Source organism: Rhodopila sp. (assembly GCF_965277165.1).
Lineage (GTDB): Bacteria > Pseudomonadota > Alphaproteobacteria > Acetobacterales > Acetobacteraceae > Rhodopila.
In genome coordinates, this window is sequence record NZ_CBDICE010000005.1 from 659,071 (window position 1) to 684,177 (window position 25,107).

23 protein-coding genes are annotated in these 25,107 nt (G+C 66.8%); 12 read left to right on the forward strand and 11 right to left on the reverse strand.

All coding sequences use genetic code 11. From position 1 onward, the window contains the following. Positions 1 to 83 precede the first annotated feature (83 nt). From ACQY4Y_RS03710 to ACQY4Y_RS03730, 5 genes are all read right to left on the reverse strand, one after another. Positions 84 to 548: an Lrp/AsnC family transcriptional regulator gene (locus ACQY4Y_RS03710; RefSeq protein WP_428489208.1), complete on the reverse strand. Its 465-nt coding sequence runs from the start codon at positions 546 to 548 to the stop codon at positions 84 to 86. Positions 549 to 634: 86 nt separating this feature from the next. Then, positions 635 to 943, reverse strand: coding sequence for a BolA family protein (locus ACQY4Y_RS03715; protein WP_428489209.1), 309 nt, complete (start codon positions 941 to 943; stop codon positions 635 to 637). A gap of 482 nt (positions 944 to 1,425) precedes the next feature. Then, complete coding sequence (locus ACQY4Y_RS03720; RefSeq protein ID WP_428489210.1) at positions 1,426 to 2,412, reverse strand: heme-dependent oxidative N-demethylase family protein; 987 nt, start codon at positions 2,410 to 2,412, stop codon at positions 1,426 to 1,428. A gap of 4 nt (positions 2,413 to 2,416) precedes the next feature. Beyond that, positions 2,417 to 3,271, reverse strand: coding sequence for an alpha/beta fold hydrolase (locus ACQY4Y_RS03725; protein ID WP_428489211.1), 855 nt, complete (start codon positions 3,269 to 3,271; stop codon positions 2,417 to 2,419). Then, positions 3,271 to 4,533 carry a CaiB/BaiF CoA transferase family protein gene (locus ACQY4Y_RS03730; RefSeq protein WP_428489212.1) on the reverse strand — a complete coding sequence of 421 codons (1,263 nt, stop codon included), beginning with the start codon at positions 4,531 to 4,533 and terminating at the stop codon, positions 3,271 to 3,273. Before ACQY4Y_RS03730 ends, ACQY4Y_RS03725 begins: the two co-directional genes overlap by 1 nt. Before the next feature lie 79 nt (positions 4,534 to 4,612). Between ACQY4Y_RS03730 and ACQY4Y_RS03735 the strand changes: the two genes are divergently transcribed. The 4 genes from ACQY4Y_RS03735 (at position 4,613) to ACQY4Y_RS03750 (ending at position 9,296) form a co-directional block, all read left to right on the forward strand. Next, a complete protein-coding gene (locus ACQY4Y_RS03735; protein WP_428489213.1) occupies positions 4,613 to 5,872 on the forward strand; it encodes an MFS transporter in 1,260 nt (419 codons plus the stop codon). A gap of 161 nt (positions 5,873 to 6,033) precedes the next feature. Continuing rightward, entirely contained in the window at positions 6,034 to 6,987 is a 954-nt protein-coding gene (locus ACQY4Y_RS03740; RefSeq protein WP_428489214.1) for a glycine/sarcosine/betaine reductase selenoprotein B family protein, read from the forward strand. Beyond that, positions 6,984 to 8,228: a CaiB/BaiF CoA transferase family protein gene (locus tag ACQY4Y_RS03745; RefSeq protein WP_428489215.1), complete on the forward strand. Its 1,245-nt coding sequence runs from the start codon at positions 6,984 to 6,986 to the stop codon at positions 8,226 to 8,228. Before ACQY4Y_RS03740 ends, ACQY4Y_RS03745 begins: the two co-directional genes overlap by 4 nt. Before the next feature lie 144 nt (positions 8,229 to 8,372). Next, complete coding sequence (locus ACQY4Y_RS03750; protein ID WP_428489216.1) at positions 8,373 to 9,296, forward strand: class I SAM-dependent methyltransferase; 924 nt, start codon at positions 8,373 to 8,375, stop codon at positions 9,294 to 9,296. 29 nt (positions 9,297 to 9,325) lie between these two features. On the opposite strand, the gene ACQY4Y_RS03755 is transcribed toward ACQY4Y_RS03750, so the two are convergent. Further along, positions 9,326 to 10,453, reverse strand: a complete 1,128-nt coding sequence (locus ACQY4Y_RS03755; RefSeq protein WP_428489217.1) for an NAD(P)/FAD-dependent oxidoreductase — start codon at positions 10,451 to 10,453, stop codon at positions 9,326 to 9,328. Positions 10,454 to 10,495: 42 nt separating this feature from the next. Continuing rightward, entirely contained in the window at positions 10,496 to 11,086 is a 591-nt protein-coding gene (locus ACQY4Y_RS03760; protein ID WP_428489218.1) for a chalcone isomerase family protein, read from the reverse strand. A 124-nt stretch (positions 11,087 to 11,210) separates the two neighbouring features. Between ACQY4Y_RS03760 and ACQY4Y_RS03765 the strand changes: the two genes are divergently transcribed. After that, positions 11,211 to 12,668 carry an amidohydrolase family protein gene (locus ACQY4Y_RS03765; protein ID WP_428489219.1) on the forward strand — a complete coding sequence of 486 codons (1,458 nt, stop codon included), beginning with the start codon at positions 11,211 to 11,213 and terminating at the stop codon, positions 12,666 to 12,668. 48 nt (positions 12,669 to 12,716) lie between these two features. Next, a complete protein-coding gene (locus ACQY4Y_RS03770; RefSeq protein ID WP_428489220.1) occupies positions 12,717 to 13,010 on the forward strand; it encodes a hypothetical protein in 294 nt (97 codons plus the stop codon). Between the two features lie 66 nt (positions 13,011 to 13,076). Here the strand turns inward: ACQY4Y_RS03770 and ACQY4Y_RS03775 are convergent, their stop codons facing one another. Continuing rightward, on the reverse strand, positions 13,077 to 15,923 hold the full coding sequence (locus ACQY4Y_RS03775) for an FAD-dependent oxidoreductase (RefSeq protein WP_428489221.1): 2,847 nt from the start codon (positions 15,921 to 15,923) through the stop codon (positions 13,077 to 13,079). Positions 15,924 to 16,087: 164 nt separating this feature from the next. Between ACQY4Y_RS03775 and ACQY4Y_RS03780 the strand changes: the two genes are divergently transcribed. Continuing rightward, positions 16,088 to 17,098 (forward strand): LLM class flavin-dependent oxidoreductase, encoded by a 1,011-nt coding sequence (locus ACQY4Y_RS03780; RefSeq protein WP_428489222.1) that lies wholly within the window; start codon positions 16,088 to 16,090, stop codon positions 17,096 to 17,098. Between the two features lie 13 nt (positions 17,099 to 17,111). Then, complete coding sequence (locus ACQY4Y_RS03785; RefSeq protein ID WP_428489223.1) at positions 17,112 to 17,969, forward strand: LLM class F420-dependent oxidoreductase; 858 nt, start codon at positions 17,112 to 17,114, stop codon at positions 17,967 to 17,969. A gap of 75 nt (positions 17,970 to 18,044) precedes the next feature. Here the strand turns inward: ACQY4Y_RS03785 and ACQY4Y_RS03790 are convergent, their stop codons facing one another. Next, positions 18,045 to 18,641: a hypothetical protein gene (locus ACQY4Y_RS03790; RefSeq protein ID WP_428489224.1), complete on the reverse strand. Its 597-nt coding sequence runs from the start codon at positions 18,639 to 18,641 to the stop codon at positions 18,045 to 18,047. A 216-nt stretch (positions 18,642 to 18,857) separates the two neighbouring features. Here ACQY4Y_RS03790 and ACQY4Y_RS03795 point away from each other — a divergent pair, with 216 nt between their 5' ends. From ACQY4Y_RS03795 to ACQY4Y_RS03805, 3 genes are all read left to right on the forward strand, one after another. Beyond that, positions 18,858 to 19,787, forward strand: a complete 930-nt coding sequence (locus tag ACQY4Y_RS03795; protein WP_428489225.1) for an LLM class flavin-dependent oxidoreductase — start codon at positions 18,858 to 18,860, stop codon at positions 19,785 to 19,787. Between the two features lie 43 nt (positions 19,788 to 19,830). Beyond that, positions 19,831 to 20,205, forward strand: coding sequence for a DUF6481 family protein (locus ACQY4Y_RS03800; RefSeq protein ID WP_428489226.1), 375 nt, complete (start codon positions 19,831 to 19,833; stop codon positions 20,203 to 20,205). A gap of 107 nt (positions 20,206 to 20,312) precedes the next feature. Beyond that, a complete protein-coding gene (locus ACQY4Y_RS03805) occupies positions 20,313 to 20,549 on the forward strand; it encodes a hypothetical protein (RefSeq protein ID WP_428489227.1) in 237 nt (78 codons plus the stop codon). A gap of 191 nt (positions 20,550 to 20,740) precedes the next feature. Here the strand turns inward: ACQY4Y_RS03805 and ACQY4Y_RS03810 are convergent, their stop codons facing one another. After that, the gene (locus ACQY4Y_RS03810) at positions 20,741 to 21,847 is read right to left on the reverse strand and encodes an enolase C-terminal domain-like protein (protein WP_428489228.1); all 1,107 of its coding nucleotides are present in this window, start codon (positions 21,845 to 21,847) and stop codon (positions 20,741 to 20,743) included. A gap of 143 nt (positions 21,848 to 21,990) precedes the next feature. Then, on the reverse strand, positions 21,991 to 22,314 hold the full coding sequence (locus tag ACQY4Y_RS03815; RefSeq protein ID WP_428489229.1) for a hypothetical protein: 324 nt from the start codon (positions 22,312 to 22,314) through the stop codon (positions 21,991 to 21,993). A 485-nt stretch (positions 22,315 to 22,799) separates the two neighbouring features. On the opposite strand from ACQY4Y_RS03815, the gene ACQY4Y_RS03820 reads away from it, so the two are divergent. Further along, positions 22,800 to 25,106 carry a xanthine dehydrogenase family protein molybdopterin-binding subunit gene (locus tag ACQY4Y_RS03820; protein ID WP_428489230.1) on the forward strand — a complete coding sequence of 769 codons (2,307 nt, stop codon included), beginning with the start codon at positions 22,800 to 22,802 and terminating at the stop codon, positions 25,104 to 25,106. The last annotated feature ends 1 nt before the right edge of the window (position 25,107 follow it).

Here is a 25,107-nt window from a genome sequence, read left to right on the forward strand (position 1 = left end):
TTTTGGCACGCCGGGGTAGTCGCTTGGGCAATGCGGCCGTCGCATGCGTCAATCCGGTCACACTGGCAGCTCATACTGGCAGCTCACACTGGCAGCGGGGCCGCCTTCATCCGCTCCATGCTGAAACGGCTGCTGACGTTGCGCAGCGGCACCGCGGCGATCAGTTTGCGGTAGAACTGGTCATAGGCGGCGATGTCGGCGACCACCACATGCAGCAGGTAATCGACCTCGCCGCTCATGCGCCAGGCGTCGATCACCTCGGGGGTGTCGCGGATCACCTGGGCGAAGCGGTCGAGCCATTCGCTGGAATGGTCGGCGGTTTCGACCGCGACGAAGACCGATACCGGAAGCCCGACCTTGTCGGCGTCCAGAACGGCGACCCGACGCTGGATGATGCCGTCCTGCTCCATCCGGCGGATCCGTTTCCAGCACGGGGTCGGGGTCAATCCGACCTTGGCGGCGATGTCGGCCAGTGACAACGACGCATCGACCGTGATCAGCCGTAGAATCTCGCGATCGAGGCGATCGATATCCTTGTCCGAGGCCATTCACCGCAACCCAGATTCAGCACACGAGCAGGCTCTTTGGGAGAAGAAAATCATCCAAGTCAAGATACTTATCAAGAACCGGAGAATTATCTTCCGTGCGTGGCCGCCTGCTCCCGAGGCGTGCGCAGGGTCAGCGCCAAGGCGTGCATGCCGCCCTGCTCCGCCGGACCGAACTCCGCCGCCAGGGCAGCGTGCACCGCGCGCGATCGAGCGACGCGGCTGACGCCCTGGAACGCGGCGCTGACCAGCAGCACGCTGTAGTGCGATTGGCCGCCAGGCTGCGCTCCGGCGTGGCCGGCGTGGCGGCCGCTGTCGTCCTGGATCGCCAGTTCGGTGGGGGCGAACGCCTGAATCAGGCTTGCCCGGATACGGTCGGCACGCGAGGGACTGGTCATGGCGACGGTGCGTATCCTTCTCGATCCGATCCGGCTTGGCGATCCGTCCGCCGTCGGATCCAGGATCGATCGCGGATCGGCGCGCAAACGGGGCTGCATCCTACCGGTGAGGCTGGTTTGGTCAAACCTGGTGTTGATCATCGGTCGCATGGCCATCGCGGGCGGCGCTGCCCGGCGTCGCAAGCCGGTGGGTCAGCGCTCACCGGCTGGCCGTCGGACGATCGCCTCGCCGCCGCCAGTCGCCTCGGCGCCACCGCCCCGCGCGGCATCCACGACGCGCATCGACCGCCATGCGATCACCGGACGCTCTGCAACTGAGCGCCGCGCAGGAGGCAGGCTGCGCGGCGTTTCTCACCAAGACCGGCGGCTGCCGGCGGTGCCGGGTTTACGGGTCTTGCGGCTTGCGTCCTACGGTGGGTGAGCGTGCGGCAGACCGGTGCGACTGACAGCCAAGCTTGACCACGGATCGCCAACCAGCCGGATCACCGCTCTTCGGACGGCGTTGGCGATGTTCGTTCGTCCCGCTCTGTCAACAATTGTTGCCCGCCGTCGAATCCGCGCGAATCATCGCCGCTGCCGCCGCCGCTCTCCAGCCACCCCAGCAACGCCGCCCGGAACGGTAGCAAACTCTTGTAGTGCTGAACCTCCGCCGGCAGCGCCCGCACTGCCGCGGCCAGGGCGGCAGCGTGCTCCGGCCCGTCGATCACCCGTTCCAGCGGAGAGACATGCACCCGGATCGCGAACAGCACCGCCCCGCTCTGCGGCAATCGCCGCAGCGTCTGCCGTTCCACGCGCAGGAACACGCAACGCCCCGCGTTCTGCGCCGTCACACCCGACCCGCCTGTCGCCCGCCACTTGCCGCCGGGCTGGAACAGCGCCGGATCGTCCAGCACAGACCAATTCAACCGCGCGGCGATATGTCCCGGCTTCAAGTGCCGCATGAACCGGTCCACCGGCCGCGCCAATCGGTCGGCATAAAACGGCACCGGCCCATGCACCGCCGAAAGCGGTTTCCCGATCTTGTCGATCAGCCGCCAGCGACTCGGGAAACACAGCGAGGCGGCGGTGAACATCGGCCCGTCCCCGCCGTTCTGGATAAGACACAAATCCTCCTGCACCAGCCGTCCGGCCAGGTCCAGCGGATCGATCGACCCAAGCTTCCAGGCCTCGTCCGTCAAACGATCCCGCACCACCATCCCATCACGGCTGAACCAGGTCGGATGGTGCAACACCAACGCCGCCACGACCGTTTCCAGCGCCTCCCTCCGCGCCGCAGCCGATGCCGGCATCGCGGCAAACACCGCATCATGCGAGCCAGCCAGCAACCGCCGCTTCTCGGCCATCTCGGTCCGATACAACCGATCGATCTCGAACCAGTCCGCCTCCGGCACGGCAACCAGGTCCATCGCCATCCGGTAGGGACCTGCCTCGAACGGCCGGTGCAGCCGTTGTTCCGGAAGCGGGCGCACCGGATCAGACAGCGAGAAACGAAAGGATAGCCTGCGTCTGCGGCGGATCGAGCAGCGCCGGGGCGTGTCCGGTCAGCGGCACCTCATACCCCTGGGCGCCTGATGCCTGCATCCGAGCGAAGGTCTCGGGCAGCAGGATATCGCTGGTTTCGCCGCGGATCACCATGCGCGGCACCCGGATGCGGTCCCACAGCGCCCACATATCCACATCGACCGGATGGTTGGCCCGCAACGGCTCGCCGATACGCGGGTCGTAATGCATGGTAAACCGCCCGTCCGGCAGCGCTCGGGCGGAGTTGCGGGCGAGTTGCGCCCATTGCGGGTCCGACAGCGGCCCGAACGGCGCATGGACGATGCGCAAATGCCGCTCGACCGCCGCGAGGTCGGGAAAGCGTGCCATCAGCGGCGAGTCGCCCGAAGCCACCATGTAGTCCCGAATCCGCCGCAGTGCCTCGGCCGGCATGAACGGCCCGACATCGTTCAGCACCAGCCGACTGATCGGCGCACCGTCGGATGCGGCAATCACCATGCCGCAGATACCGCCCAGCGAGGTGCCGACCCAGGCCACATCGCGGCCGATCCAGGCCAGCAGATGCGCCAGAGCGGTGACGTAGTGCTGCGCCTGATACAGCATCGGGTCGTCGAGCCAGTCGGAGTGGCCGCGTCCCGGCAGATCGGGACAGATCACCCGCCTGGACCCGGCCAAGGCCTCGGCCAGGGCATCGAAATCCCGCCCGTTGCGGGTCATGCCGTGCACGCAAACCACCGGTGGCGCGGCGGGATCACCGGATTCCTCGAACGCCAGGCGATAGAACTTGCCGCCCAGCAGATAGCGAACCGAACCGGGGCGGCGTTGCATCAGATCACGTTCTTCTCGCGCAGGGCGGCCAGCGCGGCGGCGTCAAGACCCAATCGTTCGGACAGCACTGCGTCGGTGTGCTCGCCCAGCAGCGGCGGGGCGATGCGGTAGTCGGCGGGGGTTTCCGACAATTTTATCGGATTGGCGATGACCTTGACGGTCTGGCCGGAGCTGTGCGCCATCGGCAGCACCATCTCGCGGGCGATGACCTGTGGGTCTTCGAACACCTCGGACAGCTTGTTGATCGGGCCGCAGCCGATCTTCAGCGCCTCCAACCGCTCGATCCACCAGTGCGTGGGGTGCTGTCGCATCACCGGGGTCAGCGCGTCGGTGACCAATTGGCGGTTGCCGACGCGGGCGGCGTTGGTGACGAAGCGCGGATCCCCCAGCATGTTGGTCAGGTTGAACGCCTCGCAGAAGCGCTTGAAGGTGGGGTCGTTGGCGACCGACAGCACGATATGGCCGTCCTCGGTGGGGAACACCTGGTAGGGGGCGATGTTGGGGTGCTGGTTGCCCAGGCGGGCCGGATTCTCCCCGGTCGCCAGATAGTTCATGCCCTGGTTGGCGAGCCAGGCGACATGGGTGTCCAGCATGCCGATGTCGATCTGCTGGCCTCCGGTATTGCTGCCGGTATTGCCGCCCTGGCCGGTCAGGTCGCGATGGCGCAGCGCCGCCAGGATGCCGATGCAGCCATAAAGGCCGGCGAACAGATCGGCCACCGGGACGCCGACCTTCTGCGGCAGCCCGTCGGGTTCCCCGGTCAGGCTCATGACGCCGCCCATCGCCTGGATCAGGCTGTCATAGCCGGGCCGCGGCGCGTACGGGCCGGTTTGGCCGAAGCCGGTGATCGAGCAATAGATCAGCCGCGGGAAGCGGGCGTGCAGTTGCTGATAGCCGAGGCCGTACTTGGCCAGCGCCCCGACCTTGAAGTTCTCCACCAGGATGTCGCAATCGGCGATCAGCCGCAGCGCGATGTCCTGGCCTTCCGGCTGTGAAATATCCAGGGTGACCGATTGCTTGTTGCGATTGACACCAACGAAATAGGCGCTCTCCTCGGTGCCCGGCACCGTGGGCGGGGCGAAGCCGCGGGTGTCGTCGCCGGCGCCGGGGCGCTCGATCTTGATCACGTCGGCACCGAGGTCGGCCAGCATCTGCACGCAGGTCGGCCCGGCCAGCACGCGGGTCAGATCGAACACGCGAATGCCCCTCAGGGGACCGGTGGGTTCGGGTCCGGTGGGCTGGGGCCGGCCGGGTGCGGTCATAGCGGTCTCCAGGATGGCGGGTTGATTGGACCGGGTTTTGGTCGATAAAGGGTTATAGATCGGTGCCCGGCGCAGGCCAATGACCGGGCGGCCAGACGAGGAAACCTCCGTGCAGCGAAATGCCGCCGGCACCATCGAATCACGGCAGTCGTGGCACGCCGCGCTGCTGACGCTGGGAATCCTGTCATTGTCGTTTGGCTCGCCGCTGCTTGCCGTGGTGGGGCTGCGCGAGATCCAGGCGTCGTTGCACACCGACCGATCGGTGGTGTCGCTGGCAAGCGCGCTGGTGTGGATCGGCAATGGCCTCGGCGGCATCCCGATGGGTTGGCTGGCCGACCGGATCGGTATCCGCAAGACGGTTGCAATGGGTACGATATGCATGGCGGCGGGGCTGGCGCTGTCCAGCCTGGGCACCGTCTGGGCACTATATGTCGGCCACGGGCTGCTGATTGGCCTGCTTGGCAACGGCGCGATCTATGCGCCGCTGCTGATCCATGTCAGCCGCTGGTTCGACCGCCGCCGGGGCACCGCGTTGGCGTTGATCTCGTCAGGACAGTATATCGCCGGAATGCTCTGGCCGACCTTGCTGGAGGTCGGGATGAAGCGGTTCGGCTGGCAGCCGCTGATGCTTGGCTACGGTGTGGTGGTGCTGGCGATCCTGCCGCTGCTGACCTTGCTGCGGCCAGCCCCGGAAGCGCTGCCGCCGGCGCGGGGAGGTGCCGGCGCTCACGCCGCCGACCGTGTGCTGGGGCTGCGACCGAACGTGACGATGGGGCTGATCTGCATGGCAAGTTTCTGCTGCTGCGTGCCGATGGCGATACCATCCTCGCACCTGGTCGCGTTCTGCGGCGACCTTGGCATCAGCGCCGGCCATGGCGCGGCGATGCTGTCGGTGATGCTGGCCTGCGCCTTCATCGCCAGGCAGTTCTGGGGCGCGTTCGCCGACCGCTTCGGCGGCCTGCGCACGGTGATGGCCGGATCGGCGCTGCAGGCGCTGGCGATCTGCGCGTTCCTGCTGACCCGGAGCGAAGTCGGGTTGTTCGCCGTCGCCAGCGCGTTCGGCTTCGGCTTCAGCGGTATCATCCCGGCCTACTCGGTGGCGATCCGCGACTTGTACCCGTCCCACGAGGCGTCATGGCGGATCCCGACCGTGCTGATGACGGCCATGTCGGGAATGGCATTCGGCAGTTGGTTCGCTGGCAAGCTGGTTGACATGTTTCTGTCGTACCGGCCCGCGTTCGCCTCGGGGGTGCTGTTCAATCTGGCCAATCTTGTATTGTTGGCGTTCCTGGTCAGCCGGATGACCCGCCGCCGCGGCCTTCGGGTGGCGGCGGCGTGAGCGGCGGCGCCGTGACCCGTTCGGTGTAATCTCCCCACGAGCTGGCCTCGCATTCGGAGATGCGATCGAGCTCGCCGCCGACCGCCGAAAGCTTGCAGCCACCCCGCCGCCATGCGACGACTCGACGCAACGCCGGGACGCCCCGGCAAGCGGAGGATCCGATGAACCAGACCCTCGATGCGCACGCCCTTGATGCAACGCCGGGCTTTGCTCCCGACTACGACTCACCAATCCCCTACATGCGCCGAACCCGCGAGTATTACGCCGCGATCGGCTACACCGCGCCGTATCGCTGGGCGCACTATCTGGCCGCGCCGTTCACCCCATTGGCCAGGAAGTTGACCCAGTCGAGCGTCGCCATCGTCACCACCGCCGCGCCGTACCAGCCGGGCAAGGGCGACCAGGGCCCCGGCGCGGCCTATAACGGCAGCGCCAAGTTTTACGCGGTGTATTCCGGCGAGACGGCGCGCGACCACGACCTGCGCATCTCCCATATCGGCTACGATCGCACCCACACCAGCGCGACCGACAGCGGCACCTGGTTCCCGCTGCCGGCACTGCGCCGCGCGGCGGCCGAAGGCCGGATTGGGGCGATATCGAAACGGTTTCACGGAGCGCCGACCAACCGCAGCCAGCGGGTCACGCTGGAAACCGACGCCCCCGAGATCCTGGCCCGCATCCGCGAAGACGGCGCCGATGTCGCCGTGATCGTGCCGAACTGCCCGGTGTGCCACCAGACCAGCACGCTGGTGGCTCGTCATCTCGAAGCCCACGGCATCCCGACCGTGGTGATGGGTTGCGCCAAGGATATCGTCGAGCACGCCGCCGCCCCCCGCTTCCTGTTCAGCGATTTCCCGCTCGGCAACAGCGCCGGCAAGCCACACGACGTGGCCTCGCAGGACCGCACGCTGGATCTGGCGCTGCGGCTGCTGGAAACCGCCCCCGGCCCGCAGACCACAATGCAGTCGCCGCTGCGCTGGAGCGCCGACGGCAGATGGAAGCTGGACTACCTCAACCTGGAACAGATCGGCGAAGCCGAACTGAAGCGTCGGCGCGAGGAATTCGACCGCCAGAAGGAACTCGCCCGCCCGAACCGGGCTGTAAACGCAGCGTGACCACCCAGACCAAGGCCAGCGAGACCAAGCCTGGCGCCGGGATCAAGGCGGGGCGTCCGTTCTCCGGGGTCCGCATCCTGGATTTCACCCAGGTGCTCGCCGGCCCCTATGCCAGCTATCAACTGGCGCTGCTGGGCGCCGAGGTGATCAAGATCGAGCGCCGCGGCGGCGAGGACATGCGGCGCACGCCGCTGTCGCGCGAATGGGCCGACCGCAACATGGCCTCGGCGTTCATCGCGGTGAACGGCAACAAGCGCAGCCTGACGCTGGACCTGCAAAAGCCCGCGGCGCGCGAGGTGGTGCTGAAGCTGGCGGCCAAGGCTGACGTGGTGATGGAAAACTTTCGCGCCGGGGTGATGGACCGTCTGGGCCTCGGCTACGCAGCGCTGTCGGCGGTCAACCCCGGGTTGATCTATTGCGCGATTTCGGGCTTCGGCCAGACCGGTCCGGCCAGCAACGAAGCCGGCTACGACGGCAAGATCCAGGCGATGTCCGGCATCATGGCGATCACCGGCCATCCCGAGATGGGGCCCACCCGCGCCGGCTTCGCGGTCTGTGACGTGCTGTCGGGGGCAACCGGGGCGTTCGCGATCTCGTCGGCATTGTTCCAGCGCACCCACACCGGCAAGGGCCAGTTGGTGGACGTTTCCATGCTGGAGGCCAGCCTGGCGTTTCTGGCCACCCAGGTCGCCGACTATACCGTGGCCGGCCATCACCAGCCGCAGGCCGGCAACCAGGCGATCAGCCGCAAGGCAACCGCCAACCTGTTCAGAGCCAAGGACAGCTTTGTGCTGCTGGCGGTGAACGACGAGAAACAGTACCGCGCACTGATGACCGGCATCGGCCGCGCCGATGTGCTGGACGATCCGCGATTCAGCGATTGGTTCCTGCGCAAGGAGAACGAGGCGGCGCTGCGCGCCATCATCGAGCAAGCGCTGGCTGCCGCGGACTCGAAAATCTGGGAGCGTCGGCTGAACGACGCCGGCGCGCCATGCGCCAGCATCTGGAAGGTGGAAGAGATCATCGACCATCCGCAGATCGTCGAGCGCAACGTCATGCAAACGGTGGACAGCCCCTGGGGCCGGCTGCGGCTGATCGGGTCCGGATTTCAGATGGCGCATGGCGGCGGCCGGTTGGACACGCTGGCGCCCGAGGTCGGTGCCGACACCAACGCCGTTCTGAACGAGATCGGCTATGACGACGCCGCGATTGCCACACTCAGGGCGGAGGCGGTGATCTAGGTTCTGATGGCGGCGGCAACCGGGAACTGTTGTGGTCTAGCGAAGTCGTCGGTGACCAGGACCGCTATGATCGGTCACTGGAACCAAAGAGCCGATGGCACCGGTATCGAGATGACGCCGGCGTGTTGAAGGAACCGCGCATCAATGAACAGTGTCGAGGGTGATGCCACGGGGTCAGATGGCCCCGATCGGGACGTGGTCGACGCGCCCACGAAGCGCGGCGGCAGCGCGGCGGCGATCAGCCACCACTACGATCTGAGTAACGAGTTTTATACGCTGTGGCTGGATCAGACACTGACCTATTCGTGTGCTCTGTGGAACGAGGGTGACGACCCGGACGACCTGACTGCGGCGCAGCTTCGCAAGCTCGATTTTCATCTCGCGGCATCCGCCGCGGATCGGGGTCGGCGCATCCTCGACATCGGCTGCGGCTGGGGCAGTCTGCTGCGGCGCGCGGTCAGCCAAACCCGGATCGAGCAGGCCACGGGTCTGACGCTGAGCGAAGCGCAGTTCCGCCATATCGACGCCTGGCAGGATGGGCGCGTGCGGGTGCTGAAGGAAAGCTGGATCGATCACGCGCCGGCGGCAAAGTATGACTCGATCGTTTCAATTGGCGCGCTGGAGCATTTCGCCAGTCCGGGCGACAGGCCGGGGGAAAAGATCGCGCTGTATCGCGAGTTTCTGAGCAAGTGCCGAAGTTGGCTGGCGCCGGGGGGTGCGATGTCGCTGCAGACCATCGCCTACGGCACGATGCGGTCGAACGAGAACAACGCCTTCATCAGCACGCAGATCTTTCCGGACTCCGAATTGCCGCAGGCGCACGAAATCCTCGAAGCGGCAAGCGGGGTGTTCGAGGTCACACTGCTACGCAACGACCGCACGCAATACGGGCGAACTTGCGACCTGTGGTACCGTGCGCTGCATCGGCGCCGTGATGAGGCGGTGGAGATCGTCGGCGAGCAGAAGGTGCGCCAATACGAGGCGTATCTACGGATGTCCGCGTTCGGCTTCCACACCGGCCGCGTCGGGCTGTTGCGGCTGGCAATGGTGCCGGTTCTGGGATCCTGACAAGGCGACCGTGCGTGACACGGTTGTGGCTACGCGCTTGTGTCCACCTCGGCGAAGCGCGAGGGTTCGATTGCCTCGATCAGCGCCGCGGACTCGCCCGGATCGCGCCGCAGCACCAGGTCGGCGACCAGGCGTCCGGCGGCCGGCGCGGTCTGGATGCCATACCCGCCCTGCCCCACGCTCCAGAAGAACCCCTCGACGTGCCGGTCCCAGCCGAACGCCAGGCTGCCGTCCGGGGTGAAGGTGCGCAGCCCGGCCCAGCTGTGCTCCACCCGCCGCACCGGAATATCCAGCGCCTGCTGCATCCGGTCGATGCCGGTGGCGACGTCGAGCTCCTCGGGCTGGACGTCGTGCGGATGGGTCGGCGTGGCGTCGGCGGGGGACACCATCAGGCGCGCGCGTGCCTCCGGGCGGGCATACCAGCCTTCGGCGACATCGTTGATCATCGGCCAGTCGGAGACGTCGAACGGCGCGGGATCGACGATCGCGGCGGTGCGCCGCTTCGGCTGCAGACCCAGCGGCGCGACGCCGGCGATCCGGGCGACCTCATCGCCCCAGGCGCCGGCGGCATTGACCACGATGGGCGCCCCGAAGACGTCCCCCGAACTGGTGTGGACGCACCACAGCGGGCCTTGGCGCTCGATCCGCCCGGCGCGGTTGCGCAGCGCCAGAACGCCGCCCCGGGCGCGCAGGGTGCGCAGGAAACCTTGATGGATGGCGGCGACATCCATGTCGAAGGCATCGTCTTCCAGCGCGGCGCCGGCGCAGTATCCGGGCCGCAGCGCCCCCACCATGGCCCGCGCATCCTGGGGACTGACACGGCGCAGGCCCTGGCCGACGGCGAGCGCGGCGTCGAGCACAGGCAGTTGCGCCTGGGTGGCCAGCAGCAGCACCGGACGGCGGCGGATCAGCGGCGTTTCGGTGAAACCGGCCGGCGGGTCATGGTAAAACGCGCGTGACAGCCGGGTGAGTTCGCGGACATCGGGCGGCCCGTAGTTCTGCACCCAGATCGCGGCGGATCGGCCGGTGGTGTGGTAGCCGGCGACGTCCTCGGCCTCGATCAGGGCGGTATGTCGGTCGGCGGACAAATGGGCCGCGGCGGTGGCCCCGGCGATGCCGGCGCCGATCACCACGATTTCAAAATGCTGGGTCGCCATCTGGCCTCCTGATGGGTTGGGCATCCCCCGAAGTGGACCGTATCAGCTTTCCGGCAAACCCAGCAGTCGGCGGCGCAGTTGTTGGGACGGGGGGTGCGGACCAATGAAGCCGGCGAGCAGGTGATAGGCCAGGTCCTTGTTGGCGAAGTTACCGATCAGCCGCTGGTTGGCGAACACCTGGACACCGGTCGCGGTGAACACATAGGTCGAAGTGTCGCCGCGCTCCACCGCGGGGGCGGCGGCGATAAGACGTTCGAAATCGGCCTTGTCGGCCGCGGCACAGCCGCCCTGGCCGCAATTGTTCCGCTCGCCGGCTCGGTATTCGGTCTCGATCCTGGCCTTCGAGGCGGAGCGCAGGAAGCGCAGGATCACCACCCGGGGCTCGCCCGAGGCCAGGATCTGGGTCGCGTCGTGGCTGGGCCGCGGCAAATACAGGCCGGCGATGTAGGCCCGGATGCCAAAAATGGTCAGGGTGCGCAGGCCGACCCCGTTGAGTACCAGCGATTGGCCGTCGACGATGTAGCTGTCGGGCAGCGACATGCCGGCCAGGCTGGCGGCGCGGGCCGACGAAGACAGCAGGCATGCGACAACGGCGGCGCCGATTGCCTGGCGGATGAAAGAACGCGATGCCACGTTGCGATCCGAAGCGGTTGGTGGGGACCGCAGCGAAGCGGATGGCGACGGCTTTGCCAAGTAGCCGCTTTGGTCCAGCCCGCAATGCCGACCCCGCTTGCCGATCTCGCCCCGGCAGGCGACCATGCGGCAAAGCTTGCTGATGGGGGACGCAATGATCGATCTGGTGATTCGCGGCGACACCGTGGTGACGCCTCAAGGTGTCGGTGCGCACGACATCCTGATCGCCGGGGGGGTGATCGCCGCGGTGGCGGCGCCGGGTGGCATCGCGTTGCCCGAGGGCACGCGCGTGATCGACGCCACCGGAAAGATCGTCATGCCCGGCGGCATCGACCCGCACGTGCATTGCAAGTGGCACCTGCCAGGGCCGGACGGCAGCGCGACCGAGACCGCTCCGCCCGACGTGGTCAGCAAGGCGGCGCTGTGGGGTGGCACCACGACGATGCTGGACTTCACTCGCGCCTCACAGGGCAAGAACCTGCGCGATGCGATCGAACGGCGCGAGGCGGAATGGAAAGGCCACTGCGCCTGCGACTATGCCCAGCACATCATGGTCGAGGGTGCGCTGCCGGTGGACCTGCCCGACCAGGTGGGTGAGGCGATCCAGGCGGGGTTCGCGACGGTGAAGATCTTCACCACCGACATCACCCCCAGCCGCAAGGGTCGGATGGTTGATTTCGGCGACATCTGGGAAATCTTCCAGGTGCTGGCGGCGAACCGGGGCCTGGGCGTGATCCACTCGGAGGACAACGACATTGTCATGCACATGTATGGCAAATTGATCCGCGAAGGCCGTGCCGGATTCGAGAACATGGCCGAGGTGCACAACACCTTGTCCGAGGACGTGTCGTTCCGCCGGGTGATCCGGCTGGCGGAGAAGGTAGCGGGGACCGCGCTGTATATGATGCACGTCTCGGCCGCGACCGGGGTGTCCGCGATCCATGAAGCGAGGACCCGAGGCGTGCCGATCTATGGCGAGTCGCTGCACCAGTACATGCTCTACAGCAGCGAGGATTATAAGCGGCCGAATGGGCAGATCTATCATACCTACCCGTCGTTGAAGGGAGCCGAGGACCACAAGGCACTGTGGCAGGGAACCCTGGACGGGTCGATCAACTGTGTGGCGACCGACGAAATCTGCTGCACCCTGAAGCAGAAGTTGCAGGGCGCCCGGATCGACGACACCACCGGAGGCAACGCCGGCGTGGAGCCCAGGGTGGCGCTGATGTACACCGAGATGGTGGGAAAGCGCGGCTATTCGTTACGACGCTATGTCGATCTGGTCTCGACCAATGCAGCCAGGATCATGGGCCTCTATCCACGCAAGGGAGCGCTCGCGGCAGGATCGGATGCGGATATCTGCGTGCTGGACCCGGCGGACAAGCGAGTGATCCGGGCCGAGGATCTGCACGAGGCAGATTACACGCCGTGGGAGGGGCGCCAGATGGATGCGTGGCCATGCCTCACGGTGTTGCGCGGCAAGGTGGTGGTGGAGAATGGATCGTTCAAAGGCAGTCTCGACGACGGCAAATGGCAGCACCGCAAGGTGGCCGAGGAGATGTTCACCGCGCCTCGGCTGTAACCGCCGGGTCGCGGGCCGGCGTCTCTTCAGGACGCTGGGCGCGAGGGCATGACGGACGCCCAGCTTCGCGGACTGCTGCTGGACTGTCTGAAGCTATGGGAGATCGGCGGCACGGTCAGCGCCGGCGTCGGCGGGCTGGTCGTCGAAACACCGAACGGGCGGTTCACCGTAAGGCGGGCGGACCCCGGATTACGACCGGCACGATGGTTCTATCAGACGCCGTGGCGGGCGGCGGCGGGGCGTCCAGACCGGGCGGCACCGTCGATCGTTGCGCTGCTGTCAGCGCTGCGCAACGCGATGGAAGGAACCGGGGGAGATCGGCTGCGCGTAGGCCGCTTGTAGGGCCGCGGCTTCGCACACCTCTGCCGGCGAATAGGCGGCCGGCTCGACCAAACCCAATCGATTGCGTTAGTTGAAGCGCTCTATGCGATAGTGTGGGTCGATTGGCTCCCGGTGCAAAATCGCATCGGCGGTAAGCTGGCCGGCGATCGGCCCCAGCGTGTAGCCGTTGGCAGTGACCGCGTTATACAAGCCGGGCAACCCAGGCGCCTCACCAAGCAGCGGCGCTCGGTCGATGGCAGTGTTGACACCGGTCCAGGCGCGCACAATGGATAGGCCGTTCAGCGCCGGCACCGCGCGGGCCGAGACCCATAGATTGCCCTCGATGTTCTCGCGCAGGTTAGCGGTCCGGCCGGTCGCCGGATCGAAACGGCCGAACCAGCCGCCACCGATCAGCAGGCCGCCGCTGGCCTGCTGTTTCAGCGACAGATGGCGGTTGGCGACAGCGATCAGATGGCGAGTGAGCACCGGCGCCGGTTCGCTGACGATAACCTGCTGCACGGTACCGGTGACCGGCAGGTCGAGGCCGACCATCCGACCGATACGCGCCGCCCAAGGTCCGGTGGCGTTGACCACCCGGCCGGCGCTGACGCGGCCCTTGCTGGTGGTCACGGTCCAGCCGCTGGCGGACCTCTCGATCGCGTTCACCTCGGCGCCGCGCAGCAGGCGGGCGCCGGCGACCTGGGCCAGATCGAGCAGCGCCATCATGCCGCGCAGCGGGTCGCCATAGCCCTCGGCGGGAACAAAGTCGGCGCCCACCATGCGGTCGGACACGGCGGGTGCGAGGTCGCGCAGTTCGTTACTTCCAAGTACATGGCTTTCGATGCCCCAGCGCCGCTCCATGGCGGATTTGCGGCGTAGCCAGTCCAGGCCGGCGGCATCCTCGGCCAGCATCAGCCCGCCTTCGGTGCGCAACCCGAGGTCCTCGCCGGCGGCAGCGGCGATCTGCTTCCACAGCGCGATCGAGCGCGGACCAAGCGGCAGGGTGTGGGCGGCCGGGCCGCCATCGGCGGGGGTGGCGTCGTCGAAGTCGTAGGACAGCAACTGCACGTGCAGGCTGCCGGCGTTGGCGGTACTGGCCGCCATCGCCGCCTCGTCGCGGTCGATCAGCAGAACATCGGCGCCGCCCTGGGCGAGGTAATAGGCGGTGGACAGGCCGACCGCGCCGGCGCCGATGACGGCGATATCGGCATTGCGGGTTTCAACCGACAGCGGCGCCAGCGCATGCACGCGGACCGGCGGCGCGGGATGGCGCAGCAGCGGGGCGGTGAATTCGCCGGCCTCGCGCATCAGCGGCGCGGCCGGCACCGGGCGCAGCGGAGCGCGCGGGGCGGCGTAACCGTCAGGATCAGGCAATTTCGGGCAGAGCCGCGCAATCGATGCCGTACAGAAACGGCCTTGGCAACGACCCATGCCGGCTCGGGTCGCCTTCTTCAGCGCCGGCAAGGAAGTCAGGCCGGCGGCGACTTCGGCACGCAGGCGCCCGGCGGAGATTTCCTCGCAGCGGCAGATGATGGCTTGGTCGACGATCGGCACCGACGGCGCGGCGAACACCCGCCACAGCGCGTCCTGGAACCGTTCGCCGCGGGCCAGGGCTCGCCTTGCCGAGCGGTCGGACGGAGTTTGGAATTTCAGTTCACGGGCGGCGGCGAGGCCGGCCAAACGGCCCGCGGCGGCGGCGACCCGAGCCCCCCCGAGATCGGCGCCGTCGCCGACGGCGAAGACCCCGGGAATGGCGGTGCGGCCTTCGCCGTCGGTTTCGGTGGCGAGATAGCCGGGGCCGCGTTCGACGCGCCGGTGTGGCACGCCCAGCGCGCGGGCGAGACCGACCTCGGGCTGGAAGCCCATGTTCAGGGCGACGACATCGACCGCGTAGCTACGGCCGGCGGCAACCGCCTGGGCCACTCGATCGTCCCCCGACAGACGGTCGAGCGTGGTGCCCCAGACGACGTCCACGCCGGCCTGGCGCAGGGTGCGCAGCATGGCGGCGCCGTTGCGCAGCAGATCGGGCGCGGCGCGAGCCATGCGCGCGAGGTCTCGCCAGGCGCCGATGGCCGGCCGTGCGGCGGCTTCCAGCACCGCGACGGGCTTTACGCCACCGGCCAGCAATTCGCAGGCGAGTTGCAGGTTCAGCGGTCCGTTGCCGGCAATCAGCACACGGCTGCCGGGGCAAACTCGCTGGGTGCGGACCAGGGTTTGCAGGCCGCCGGTGGTCATCACCCCGGGCAGGGTCCAGCCGGGGATCGGAACCGGCGCCTCGTGGGCTCCGGTGGCGAGGATCAATCGGCGCGGACGGTAGGTGACCGACTGGCCGCGGACCAGGGCGGCGATCTCGGTGGCGGCAAAGGCGCCCCAGACCATGGCGCCGGCCTCCAGGCGAGCGCCGGCGCGTTCGGCACGGGCGCGCAGGTCGGCACCGAACCTGAACTGGTCGTCGGGGGTTGGGTCGGTGTGGCTTGGCGAAAGCGGTTTGGCGAATTGGCCGCCGGCCGCGTGGCGCTCGTCGAGCAGAATGACGCCGGCACCGGCCTCGGCGGCGGCGATGGCGGAGCACAGGCCAGCGACGCCGCCGCCGATGACCAGGACGTCGCAGTCTTCTTGGCGCGCCGGCAGTGCGGGGTCGGCGGTCAGCGTGGCCGGGTCATCGCCGGTGACCTGCATGGCCTCGGCCGCTGGTGTCATGCAGGCGCGCTGGCCGATACGCCCGTCGATGGTGACGACGCAGTCGAAACAGGCGCCCATGCCGCAGAACAGGCCCCTCGGCGCGCCGGAACGTGTATGGCGAAATGTGGTTACACCGGCGGCGGACAGCGCGGCGGCGACCGTCTCGCCCTGCAGCGCCTGGATCGGCCGACCGTTGAAACCGAACGAAATCAGCCGGCCGGAGGGCCGGATGGAGGGGTGGGTCAGCCGCATCGGCGCAACATGACAAATCAGCCGTGCGTGGGGCAAGGACAATGCGGCGTGACAAAAACCGGGCGATGACACAGGACACCATGACACCGCGGCGTGTGCCTTGCCGCCGCAAGCTTGACAGGGCCGAGGGTGGTGCCACGCTCCCATCCAATGGAGGGGAAAGCATGCGCTTTGGGCTGATCATCCGCGGGCAATATCCGCAAGGCGACGATATGCGGGTTCGCCTGCGAGAGGATCTGGAAGCGGCGAAACGGGCCGAGCAATTGGGCTACGACGTGGTCGCCAAGGGCTCGCACTACAGTTCGTACCCATTTCAATACATCCAGCAAATCCCCTATCTGTGCCAGGTTGCGATGGTGGCGCCGAAGCTGCGGCTGTGCACCGGCGTGGTGCTGTTGCCGCTGCACAGCCCGCTGCACGTAGCGGAAGAACTCGGGTCATTGGACGTGATGTGCGACGGCAAGCTGATCTTCGGCGCCGGCATCGGCTATCGCGAGGTGGAATTTGCCGCGTTTGGGTCGACACAGAAACAGTCCGGCCCACGCTTCGAGGAATGCCTGACCGCGGTCAAGCGGCTATGGTCGGAAGAGTTTGTATCGATGCAGGCCAGCTACTTCAAACTGGACAATGCCAACTGCACAACCTTGCCGGTGCAAAAACCGATGCCGCCGGTGTGGATCGGGGCCAATGCCAATGTCGGCATCCGGCGCGCAGCCAGAATGGCTGATGCCTGGTTCATCAACCCGCACAACAAGATCGACACCATTGCGGAACAGATGGAGGTGTACAAGCGGGCGCTGGACGCGTGCGGCAAGCCCTTCCCAGACGAGTTGCCGATGGCCCGCGAGGTCTTCGTCGCGCCCAGCCGAGCCGAGGCAATCCGGCTGGCGAGGCCGTCGCTGGAGGCAAAATACAAGGCCTACAAGGATTGGGGCCAAGACAAGGTGATGCCGTCAGGGGATGCATTCAGCGGCGACTTCGAGGAACTGATGAACGACCGTTTCCTGTTCGGGTCGCCCGCCGAGGTGACCGACCAGATCCTGCTGCTACAGCGTCGGTTCGGTGTCAATACGATGATTCTGGGCATCCACTGGGTCGGCATGCCGGCCAGTTTGGCAATGGAACAGATGCAGTTGCTGGCGGAGGAAGTTTTCCCCGCGGTCCGATCTGCCTGAGCGGAGATTTTGCATGATGAAGATCGGCGCGGTGATGTTCTTCACCTCGGATTCGATGCAGCCCGCGGCGTTGGGCCGGGCGCTGGAAGACCGCGGTTTCGAATCGTTGTGGGTGCCCGAGCACACCCATGTGCCAACCACTCGGATGACCGAATATCCAGGCGGAGGACCGCTGCCCCGGCCGTACTACGAAATTTACGATCCGTTCCTGGCGTTGAACGCCGCCGCCACGGTCACCACCACTTTGAAGATCGGCACTGGCATCGCGTTGCTGGTGCAGCGCGATCCGATCGTCACCGCAAAACTGGTGTCCTCGATCGATCAGTTGTCGCAAGGGCGGTTCCTGTTTGGCGTCGGCAATGGCTGGAACCGCGACGAGATCGAGAATCACGGCACAGCCTTCGCCACCCGTCACAAACTGGCTCGGGAACGTATCGAAGCCATGCAGACGATCTGGACCCATGACGTGCCGTCCTATGAGGGCGAGTTCGTCAAGTTCGGGCCGATGAGCCAATGGCCGAAGCCGTTGCAGAAGCCTTATCCTCCGGTGATCGTGGGTGGGGCCTTTCCCTACGCCGCGAAGCGGGCAATCCGTTACGGGAACGGCTGGATTCCACGGGCCGACCGGTTGGAGCACGACGGCGTCGGCGTGGTGATCAAGAAATTCCGCGACATCGCGGCCGACGCCGGGCGGGATGCGTCATCGTTGCCGATCAGCATCTTCCGCGTGCCGGACGATCTGGCGAAGCTGCGGTTCTGCCAGGAAATCGAGGTTGATCGGGTGGTGTTCAGCCTGCCGGCGGAGAACCAGGATCGGATCTTGCCGATCCTGGATCGGTGGGTGGAGGTGAAGCGGGAACTGGGGGTGTAGGCTCCGATGCGGGACAGGCCTCGGCCTGTCCGGTCGGACAGCCGCCTACTTGCCGGGATACATCGGACCCCTCCCCTAGCGACGCTCCATGCGCTGATAGCTGGCGGTCTGCAACCATCCGAAGAAGCTGATCAACACCACGATGCTGATAGTGTTGAGTTCGACCAGCCGAGCCGAGGACGACGCGCTGTAGCGATGCACCGGGGTGGGCGGAAAAAACATCAGTAGGTACCAGGCGATCAGCGGCAGTGTGGTCAGCGCCAGCATCAGCCAACGCTCCGACCGGCGGAACAGCAGCGCGGCCAGCGCTGCGCAAGGGGCGAAGAACAGCGCGCTGCCGGATGACGGGCCCAGGACCCAGATGGTGAACACCGTATTGCCGACACCGGCCACCGGCGTCGCGACGCGGGCCGCCAATCCGCTGCGACGCGACAGCCAGGGAATCAGCAGGAAGACCGGCGCCAGCGTGATGGTGAGCAGTGCCGACGGCCATGCCTCCCGGCCCGCCGACCACCACACGTATAGCGGCCAGAACGGCAGGTGACTGCCGATGGTCAGCGCGACCCAGTTGCCGGTCTCGACCAGCGGGTCCGTGCTGGCGGCGAGCCGACAGACGCCGCGCCAGAGCCGGGCGCCGGCCGACGGGACGGACTCAGTGACGATCTCGGTCATCGCGGTTCATGCAGTGGCGCTCTCGATGGTTGGCCCCATTGGATCCATGGGGTCTGGCCGGTGGATGCCGCGGCCCGGCACGTCCCAGGCACGTAGAGATGTGGCACGCAGAGTTGTTACGTTGCTCGGGATCGAAGGTTGCGGCACACCACAGCCCGGACTTAGGGCATCCCGGTTGATTGTCGTAAGTTGTAGCGGAAAGGAGCAGCGCAACGGATGAAGCCGAAGATCGGCTACCTGCTGCCGACGCGGGAACAGATCATGCAGGGCCGGCCGCAGACCGCCCCGCTGCTGGAGCTTGCCACGCTGGCGGCCTCGCTGGGGTTTGACTCGGTCTGGGTCGGCGACTCGCTGACCGCGCGGCCGCGGCATGATCCGTTGACGCTGCTGGCCGCGGTGGCAGGCCGGGTGCCCAACGTCACCATCGGCACCGCGGTGCTGCTGCCGGCGCTGCGCAACCCGGTCATTCTGGCCCATCAGGTGGCGACGCTGGACCAGTTGTGCGAAGGACGGCTGATACTGGGAGTTGGCTTCGCCGCCGACGTGGCCAACATCCGAGCCGAGTTCGCCGCCGCCGGAGTGCCGTTCGAACAACGGATCGGGCGGATGCTGGAAGCGCTGCGCCTTTGCAAGGCGCTGTGGTCAGGCCAGCCGGTCGATTGGGACGGGCGCTGGCGGATGACCCAGGCAATGGTGGCACCGACCCCGTTTCGCGCCGGCGGACCGCCGCTCTGGATCGGCGGCAACCTGGCGCCCAGCCTGCAGCGCGCCGGCAGGTATTTCGACGGCTGGTTGCCGATTGCCCCCAATGCAGCCGACTTCGCTGCCGGGCTGGCGCAGGTGCGCGACACCGCCCGTCAACACGGACGTGATTCCGCCGCGGTCAGCGGGGCGATGTATCTGACGGTGGCACTGGATGACGACGCGGCAAATGCCGAAAATCGGCTGAACCGCTTCCTGGAAGACTACTACGGCCAACCGGCGGCCATGTTGCGCCGACGTCAGGCCTGTTACGCTGGGCCGGCTGAACACCTGACGGAGTGGCTGGACAGCTACGCCAATGCCGGCGCCGACCATCTGGTGCTGCGTTTCGCCGGCGCACCCGAAACTCATCTGTCGATGGTGGCGAAACTGAGGCATGCGTAGGGGACAGGTTGCCCGCCGGCCGCGTCCGCTGTAAGGGCAGCCGATGCCTGATGCAAAACGCTCCGCTTCCACCAAGCCCGCCCACGCCCGGACCAATTTCGACGATCGCATAAGCGCCGCCGCCGCCGCCAAGCAGGCCTTGCTAGAGCGGTTTCGCGCGCGCCCCGGTGCCGGTGACCCGGCCTGGATCGAGCAGCAGGCGGCTTTGAAAGCCGTGGCCGACGCCCGCGACGCCCGCAACGCCGAACGCAAGGCAGCCAAAGAGGCCGAAGCGGCCCGGCTCGCGGCCGAGGCGGCGGCTCGCCGCACCGAGGAACAGATCGCCGCCGCCGAGGTCAAGGCCAAGGCAGCGGCGCTGGAGGCCGAACGCAAGGCGGCGCGCGACGCCCGCTACGCCGCCCGCAAGGCGCGCCGGTAACTTCTCGGCCGCCTTCAGGCGGCTTCGGCTTGGCGTGCTTGCGGCACGCCGGTTCGCTGTGTCTCGCTTAACCGAAGCGCCCCGATGCGGGCGTCCCGGAGGTATCCATGGTCAAACGTCGCAAAGAGGAAGACATCGCCGGCATTCTGGAGTTCGATGGCCGCGGCAGCACCGATCCGGAATTCCTGGAGTGGCTGGCCGATCACAAGGCCCGCAACGGCGGCAAGATCCGGGTCAGCCAGGGCGGCAAGGGCGTGCGCGTGATGTTCAGCAAGGAAGCCGACATGGCGCTGTGGCAGCGGCGCTCGGACGCGGCAGCGAAGGGCAAGAAGTTCGTCGCCTGAGCCCCGCGCGACTCGCAGCGATGATGACGGCAGGAGCGTGGCGTCGCCCTGGATTGCGGTGACCTGCCAAGCTGGCTGGATTGCGGTTTGATGTGGCGGCCGAAAGGCTACGACCGGGCTATTGGCTTGTCGCAAGATGGACGCGTTTCAAATCGCTAAGCCGTTCGGTCATGGCCTCGGTCGAGGCCATGCTACCGCAACACCACCTCGGTGTTGCGGCGGATCAAGTCGAAGTCGATCTGGCCGCCGATGCCAGCGGCGGTGGGGGCGTGCATCAAGCCGTCCGCGTCGATCTGAAGGTCCTCGATCATGCCATATTTGTGGGCGCCGTCGGGCAGCAGAACCTCCCACATCGTGGTGTTGCGCAGAGCCATGCAGAGATGCAAATTGGCTAGGTTGTTCAACGAGTTGCCGGAGTGGTGGACCTCGTACTTCATGCCGAACGCCTCGGCCAGATGGGCGGTTTTCAGCATCGTCGTCAGGCCGCCCTTGTTAGGGATGTCGCCGCGCAGGTAGTCGGTGGCCCGTTCGGTCAGCCAGATCGGATAGGTGTCCAGGCCGCCGGCGGGGAACTCGGTCGCCATGATCGGAATGTCGAGCTTCTGGCGTAATTTGACGTAGCCGTAGATGTCCTCATCGGACAGCGGGTCCTCAAACCAGTAGTAGCCAAGATCCTGGATCGCCCGGCCGACGCGCAGCGCATCGGGATAGTCGTACGACCAGGTGGAATCCAGCATCAGCCGGTAATCGTCGCCGACTGCGCGGCGCACCGCCTGGCAGACCCTGATGTCATGGTCGGGATCGCGCGGCGGGTGGATCTTGTAGGCCTGCCAACCAGCCGCCTTGAACGCCTGAGCCTGATCGACATAGGCAGCGGCGTCAGCCAGCACCTGGGAACTGGCATAGGCCGGGATCGAGGTCCGGAAGGTGCCCATCAGCGCATGCACCGGCAACCCGGCGATCTTGCCCGCCAGATCCCACAGCGCGGTATCGACCGCGCCGATGGTGCGGTAGCTGACGCTGCGATTGACCAGGCGCATCCCGGCATGGATGCGCTCGCGCTGCAACGGGTCCTGCCCGATCAGCATCGGCTTCAGCGAGCGGATCAGTTGCGGACCGTCCATCGCGGCGGGATTGCTGGCCGAACCGAGGAAGGCGTGGCCCTCGACTCCGGCATCGGTATGGATGCGCAGCAGGCCGAGATTGCTGCCCGAAGCAGCCGCGGAACCCTGGTGATAGATGGTCGGTGGAATGTTGTTCCAGGCAAAGATCGTCACCGAGACGTCGTCGATTTTCATGGCGTTCCCCGAAGCTTCGATGCCGCCAGCCTGCCACCGAATCCCGACGGCGAAAATCCCGCCGGCAGCTAGTGTCCTGCCGCAGAAGCTCGCCGCACGTTGCGGCGGACGGATGGGATCACCAGGCCACTGAAAACAAATAGCTAATGTCGCGAGACTGATGTTCGCCCGATATGGCGAACTCGGGACTCGGGACAGGGTGGCGCCGCGCCTTCGGATAGCCCCAACTGTCGGACGATGGCGTCGAACCGACGATGCGCTTCGGCCACCTCCGCCCGCAGCGTTTCCAAATCCAGCGCCGTGGTCGTTGTCGCCAGGTTGGGCCGCTGCATGCCGCCGCCGCGTTCGAACATCGCCAGTCTTGCCTCCACCAGCAGGGCATCGACACCGAACGGCCTATCCAGGAATGGCCAACACAGCCGCGCCAGCTTGCGACTGAGGCGCGGCGTTCCGGACAACGTCAGCACTGCGCCGGGCGCCACGGCAGCGAGCTGAGCGCCAGGTCCGTCGACCCGAGGCCGAATGCGCCCGCCAAGCTGGCGGTGACCGGGGCCATGCCGAAGCCTCCACCGATCATCACGCTTGCTTCCAGAACACCGGCGGCGTCGGATAAAGGGTTACTCGAAGCCGCATGGCAATTCCCCCCAACGACAAGTGTATGGCCCATATCCCATGCGTGCATTGAAAGTTAGATTACAACTTTGAGTATTGTTATGTCACACGCCACTATCTTTGGTAAGGGGAAACGATACCCGATCGCGGAATAGTCATTTCGGACCTGCTAACCAGCAATGACGCGCGCTGCCGGCGTTCGTGAGAATCGGCGACAGAATATCCGCCGCCCGAGGGCGCTTCGGTGGCGGCCGTTGATGACCAGGCCTTGATGACCGGCAACGGCTTGGACCACAGTGGCGGCAATCGAGCCTCCGGGGAACCCAGGGAACCGCTGCGCATGGACGATGAAGCGGCCGACCGCGGCCAACACCGTGCGGTTATCGGTGACGCCCCAAGACGGCGCGAAGACGGTCGTTTCGTCACTGGACGCGGCGCTTACCTGGACGATTTGCGGTTCGATGGTTTGACCTACGCAGTGCTGCTGCGCTCGCCGCACGCTCATGCGCGCATCGGCCGCATCGGCACCGCGGATGCGCTGGCACTGCCGGGCGTTCTGGCGGTGCTGACCGCCGCCGAGGCCCGAACCGACGGGCTGACCGGATTGCGCCCCAGCGTCGAAGCCAACGTGCAAACCGGCGAACCGTTCCGCTTTCTGGCCCAGCCGCTGCTGGCGGAGAACGTCGTCCGCTATGCCGGCGAAGCGGTCGCGTTGATCGTGGCGCAGACCAGGAACCAGGCGCTGGACGCCGCCGAACGGGTGGTCGTCGAATACCAAACGCTGCCGGCGATAGTCGCGGCGCAAGATGCGCTGGCCGCGGATGCGCCGCGGTTGGCCGATGAAGTGCCCGGAAATCTCTGCCTCGACTGGACTTGGGGTCAGACCAAACAGGTCGAAGCCGCGCTCTCGACCGCCCAGCACGTGGTCAACATCGACCTCGACAACCACCGCGTCATAACCAACCCGATCGAGCCGCGTGGCGCGGTGGGGGTGTATGACGGCCGCTACACGCTGTATCTCTCCAGTCAGAACCTGCACGGCAACCGCGACGCCGCGGCACGGGTGCTCGGGGTGGATCCCTCGGCCGTACGATTTGTCGCACCCGACGTCGGCGGCGGCTTCGGGGCAAAGAATTTTGCCTACGCCGAACACGCCTTGATGCTGTGGGCGGCGCGGCGGGTGGGGCGGCCGGTAAAGTGGATCGCGACCCGCTCCGAGGTCTTCCTGTCCGACCACCAGGCACGCGATCACCTCGCCCGCGCGACGCTGGCACTGGATGGCGAGGGCCGGTTCCTGGCGCTGCGGGTGGACAGCGTCGCCAACCTCGGGGCCTACATGGCGGGCGGTTCCGGGGCGGTGCAAACCAACCAGTATCCGCACCTGCAGGGCACCGTGTATCGGCTACCGGCGATCGCTTTGCGGGTGCGCGCGGTGCTGACCAACACGACACCGATCGGGGTCACTCGCGGACCCGGCTTCGGTGAGGCGGTCAACATCATGGAACGGCTGATCGACGCCGCGGCCAGCCAATGCGGCTTCGATCGCATCGAGTTGCGGCGGCGCAACTTTGTCACCCGGACGCCGATGACCAATGCGTTCAACTTTACCGTTGACAGCGGCGATTTCCGCGCCGCGTTCGATGCGGCGGTCGATCAGGCCGACGTCGCCGGTTTCCAGCGCCGGCGCCAACGCAGCGAAGCCGGCGGACGCCGCCGCGGCATCGGCCTGGCCTGCCACATCAAGGCCACCGGCGGCCTACCGACCGAGAACGTCGACATCCGGTTCGAGCCCGACGGCACGGTGTCGCTGATCACCGGCACTCAGACCATCGGCCAGGGACATGAAACGACGATGCCGCAGATCCTGGCCGACAGGCTTGGGCTGGCCAACGCCACCATTCGGCTGAAACAAGGCGATACCGACCTGATCGCAATGGGCGGCGGCCACGGCAGCTCCAGGGCAACCTACATGGCGGGCACGGCGATCTGGCACGCAGCCGAGATCATCATCGCCAAGGGCAAGCGAATCGCCGCTCGAGCGCTGGAGGCGGCGGAAGCAGACATCGAGTTCGATAATGGGATGTTCCGCGTGACTGGCACCGACCGCGCCATCACCCTGCTACAGACCGCCTCGCATGCTCGGGCGTGTGACGAGCCACTGGACACCTACCACCGATGGACGCGCGAGGCGATGACGTTTCCCAACGGCACCCACATCGCCGAGGTCGAGGTCGATCCGGAAACCGGCAGCGTCAGTCTGCAACGGTTGACCGCGGTGGACGATTATGGGGTGATCGTGAACCCGATGATCGCGGCCGGCCAGGCGCACGGCGCGATGGCTCAAGGCGCCGGGCAGGCGCTGCTGGAGGGCGCGGCGTATGATCCGGGATCGGGCCAGCCGATCAGCGGCAGCTTCATGGACTACGCCATGCCACGGGCAGCCGACCTGCCCAGCTTCGACCTCAGCTTCGCCGGCACCCGCTGCACCACCAACCCGGTCGGCGTCAAAGGCTGCGGTGAGGCCGGCGCAATCGCTGTGTTCCCCGCCATCGCCAACGCAATCGCCGATGCCGTCGGTGCCACCAGCCGGCACGGCCCGGCTTCCGCGTTTCAGGTCTGGCAGGCAATGCGGGTTCGGTCGTCCTGAT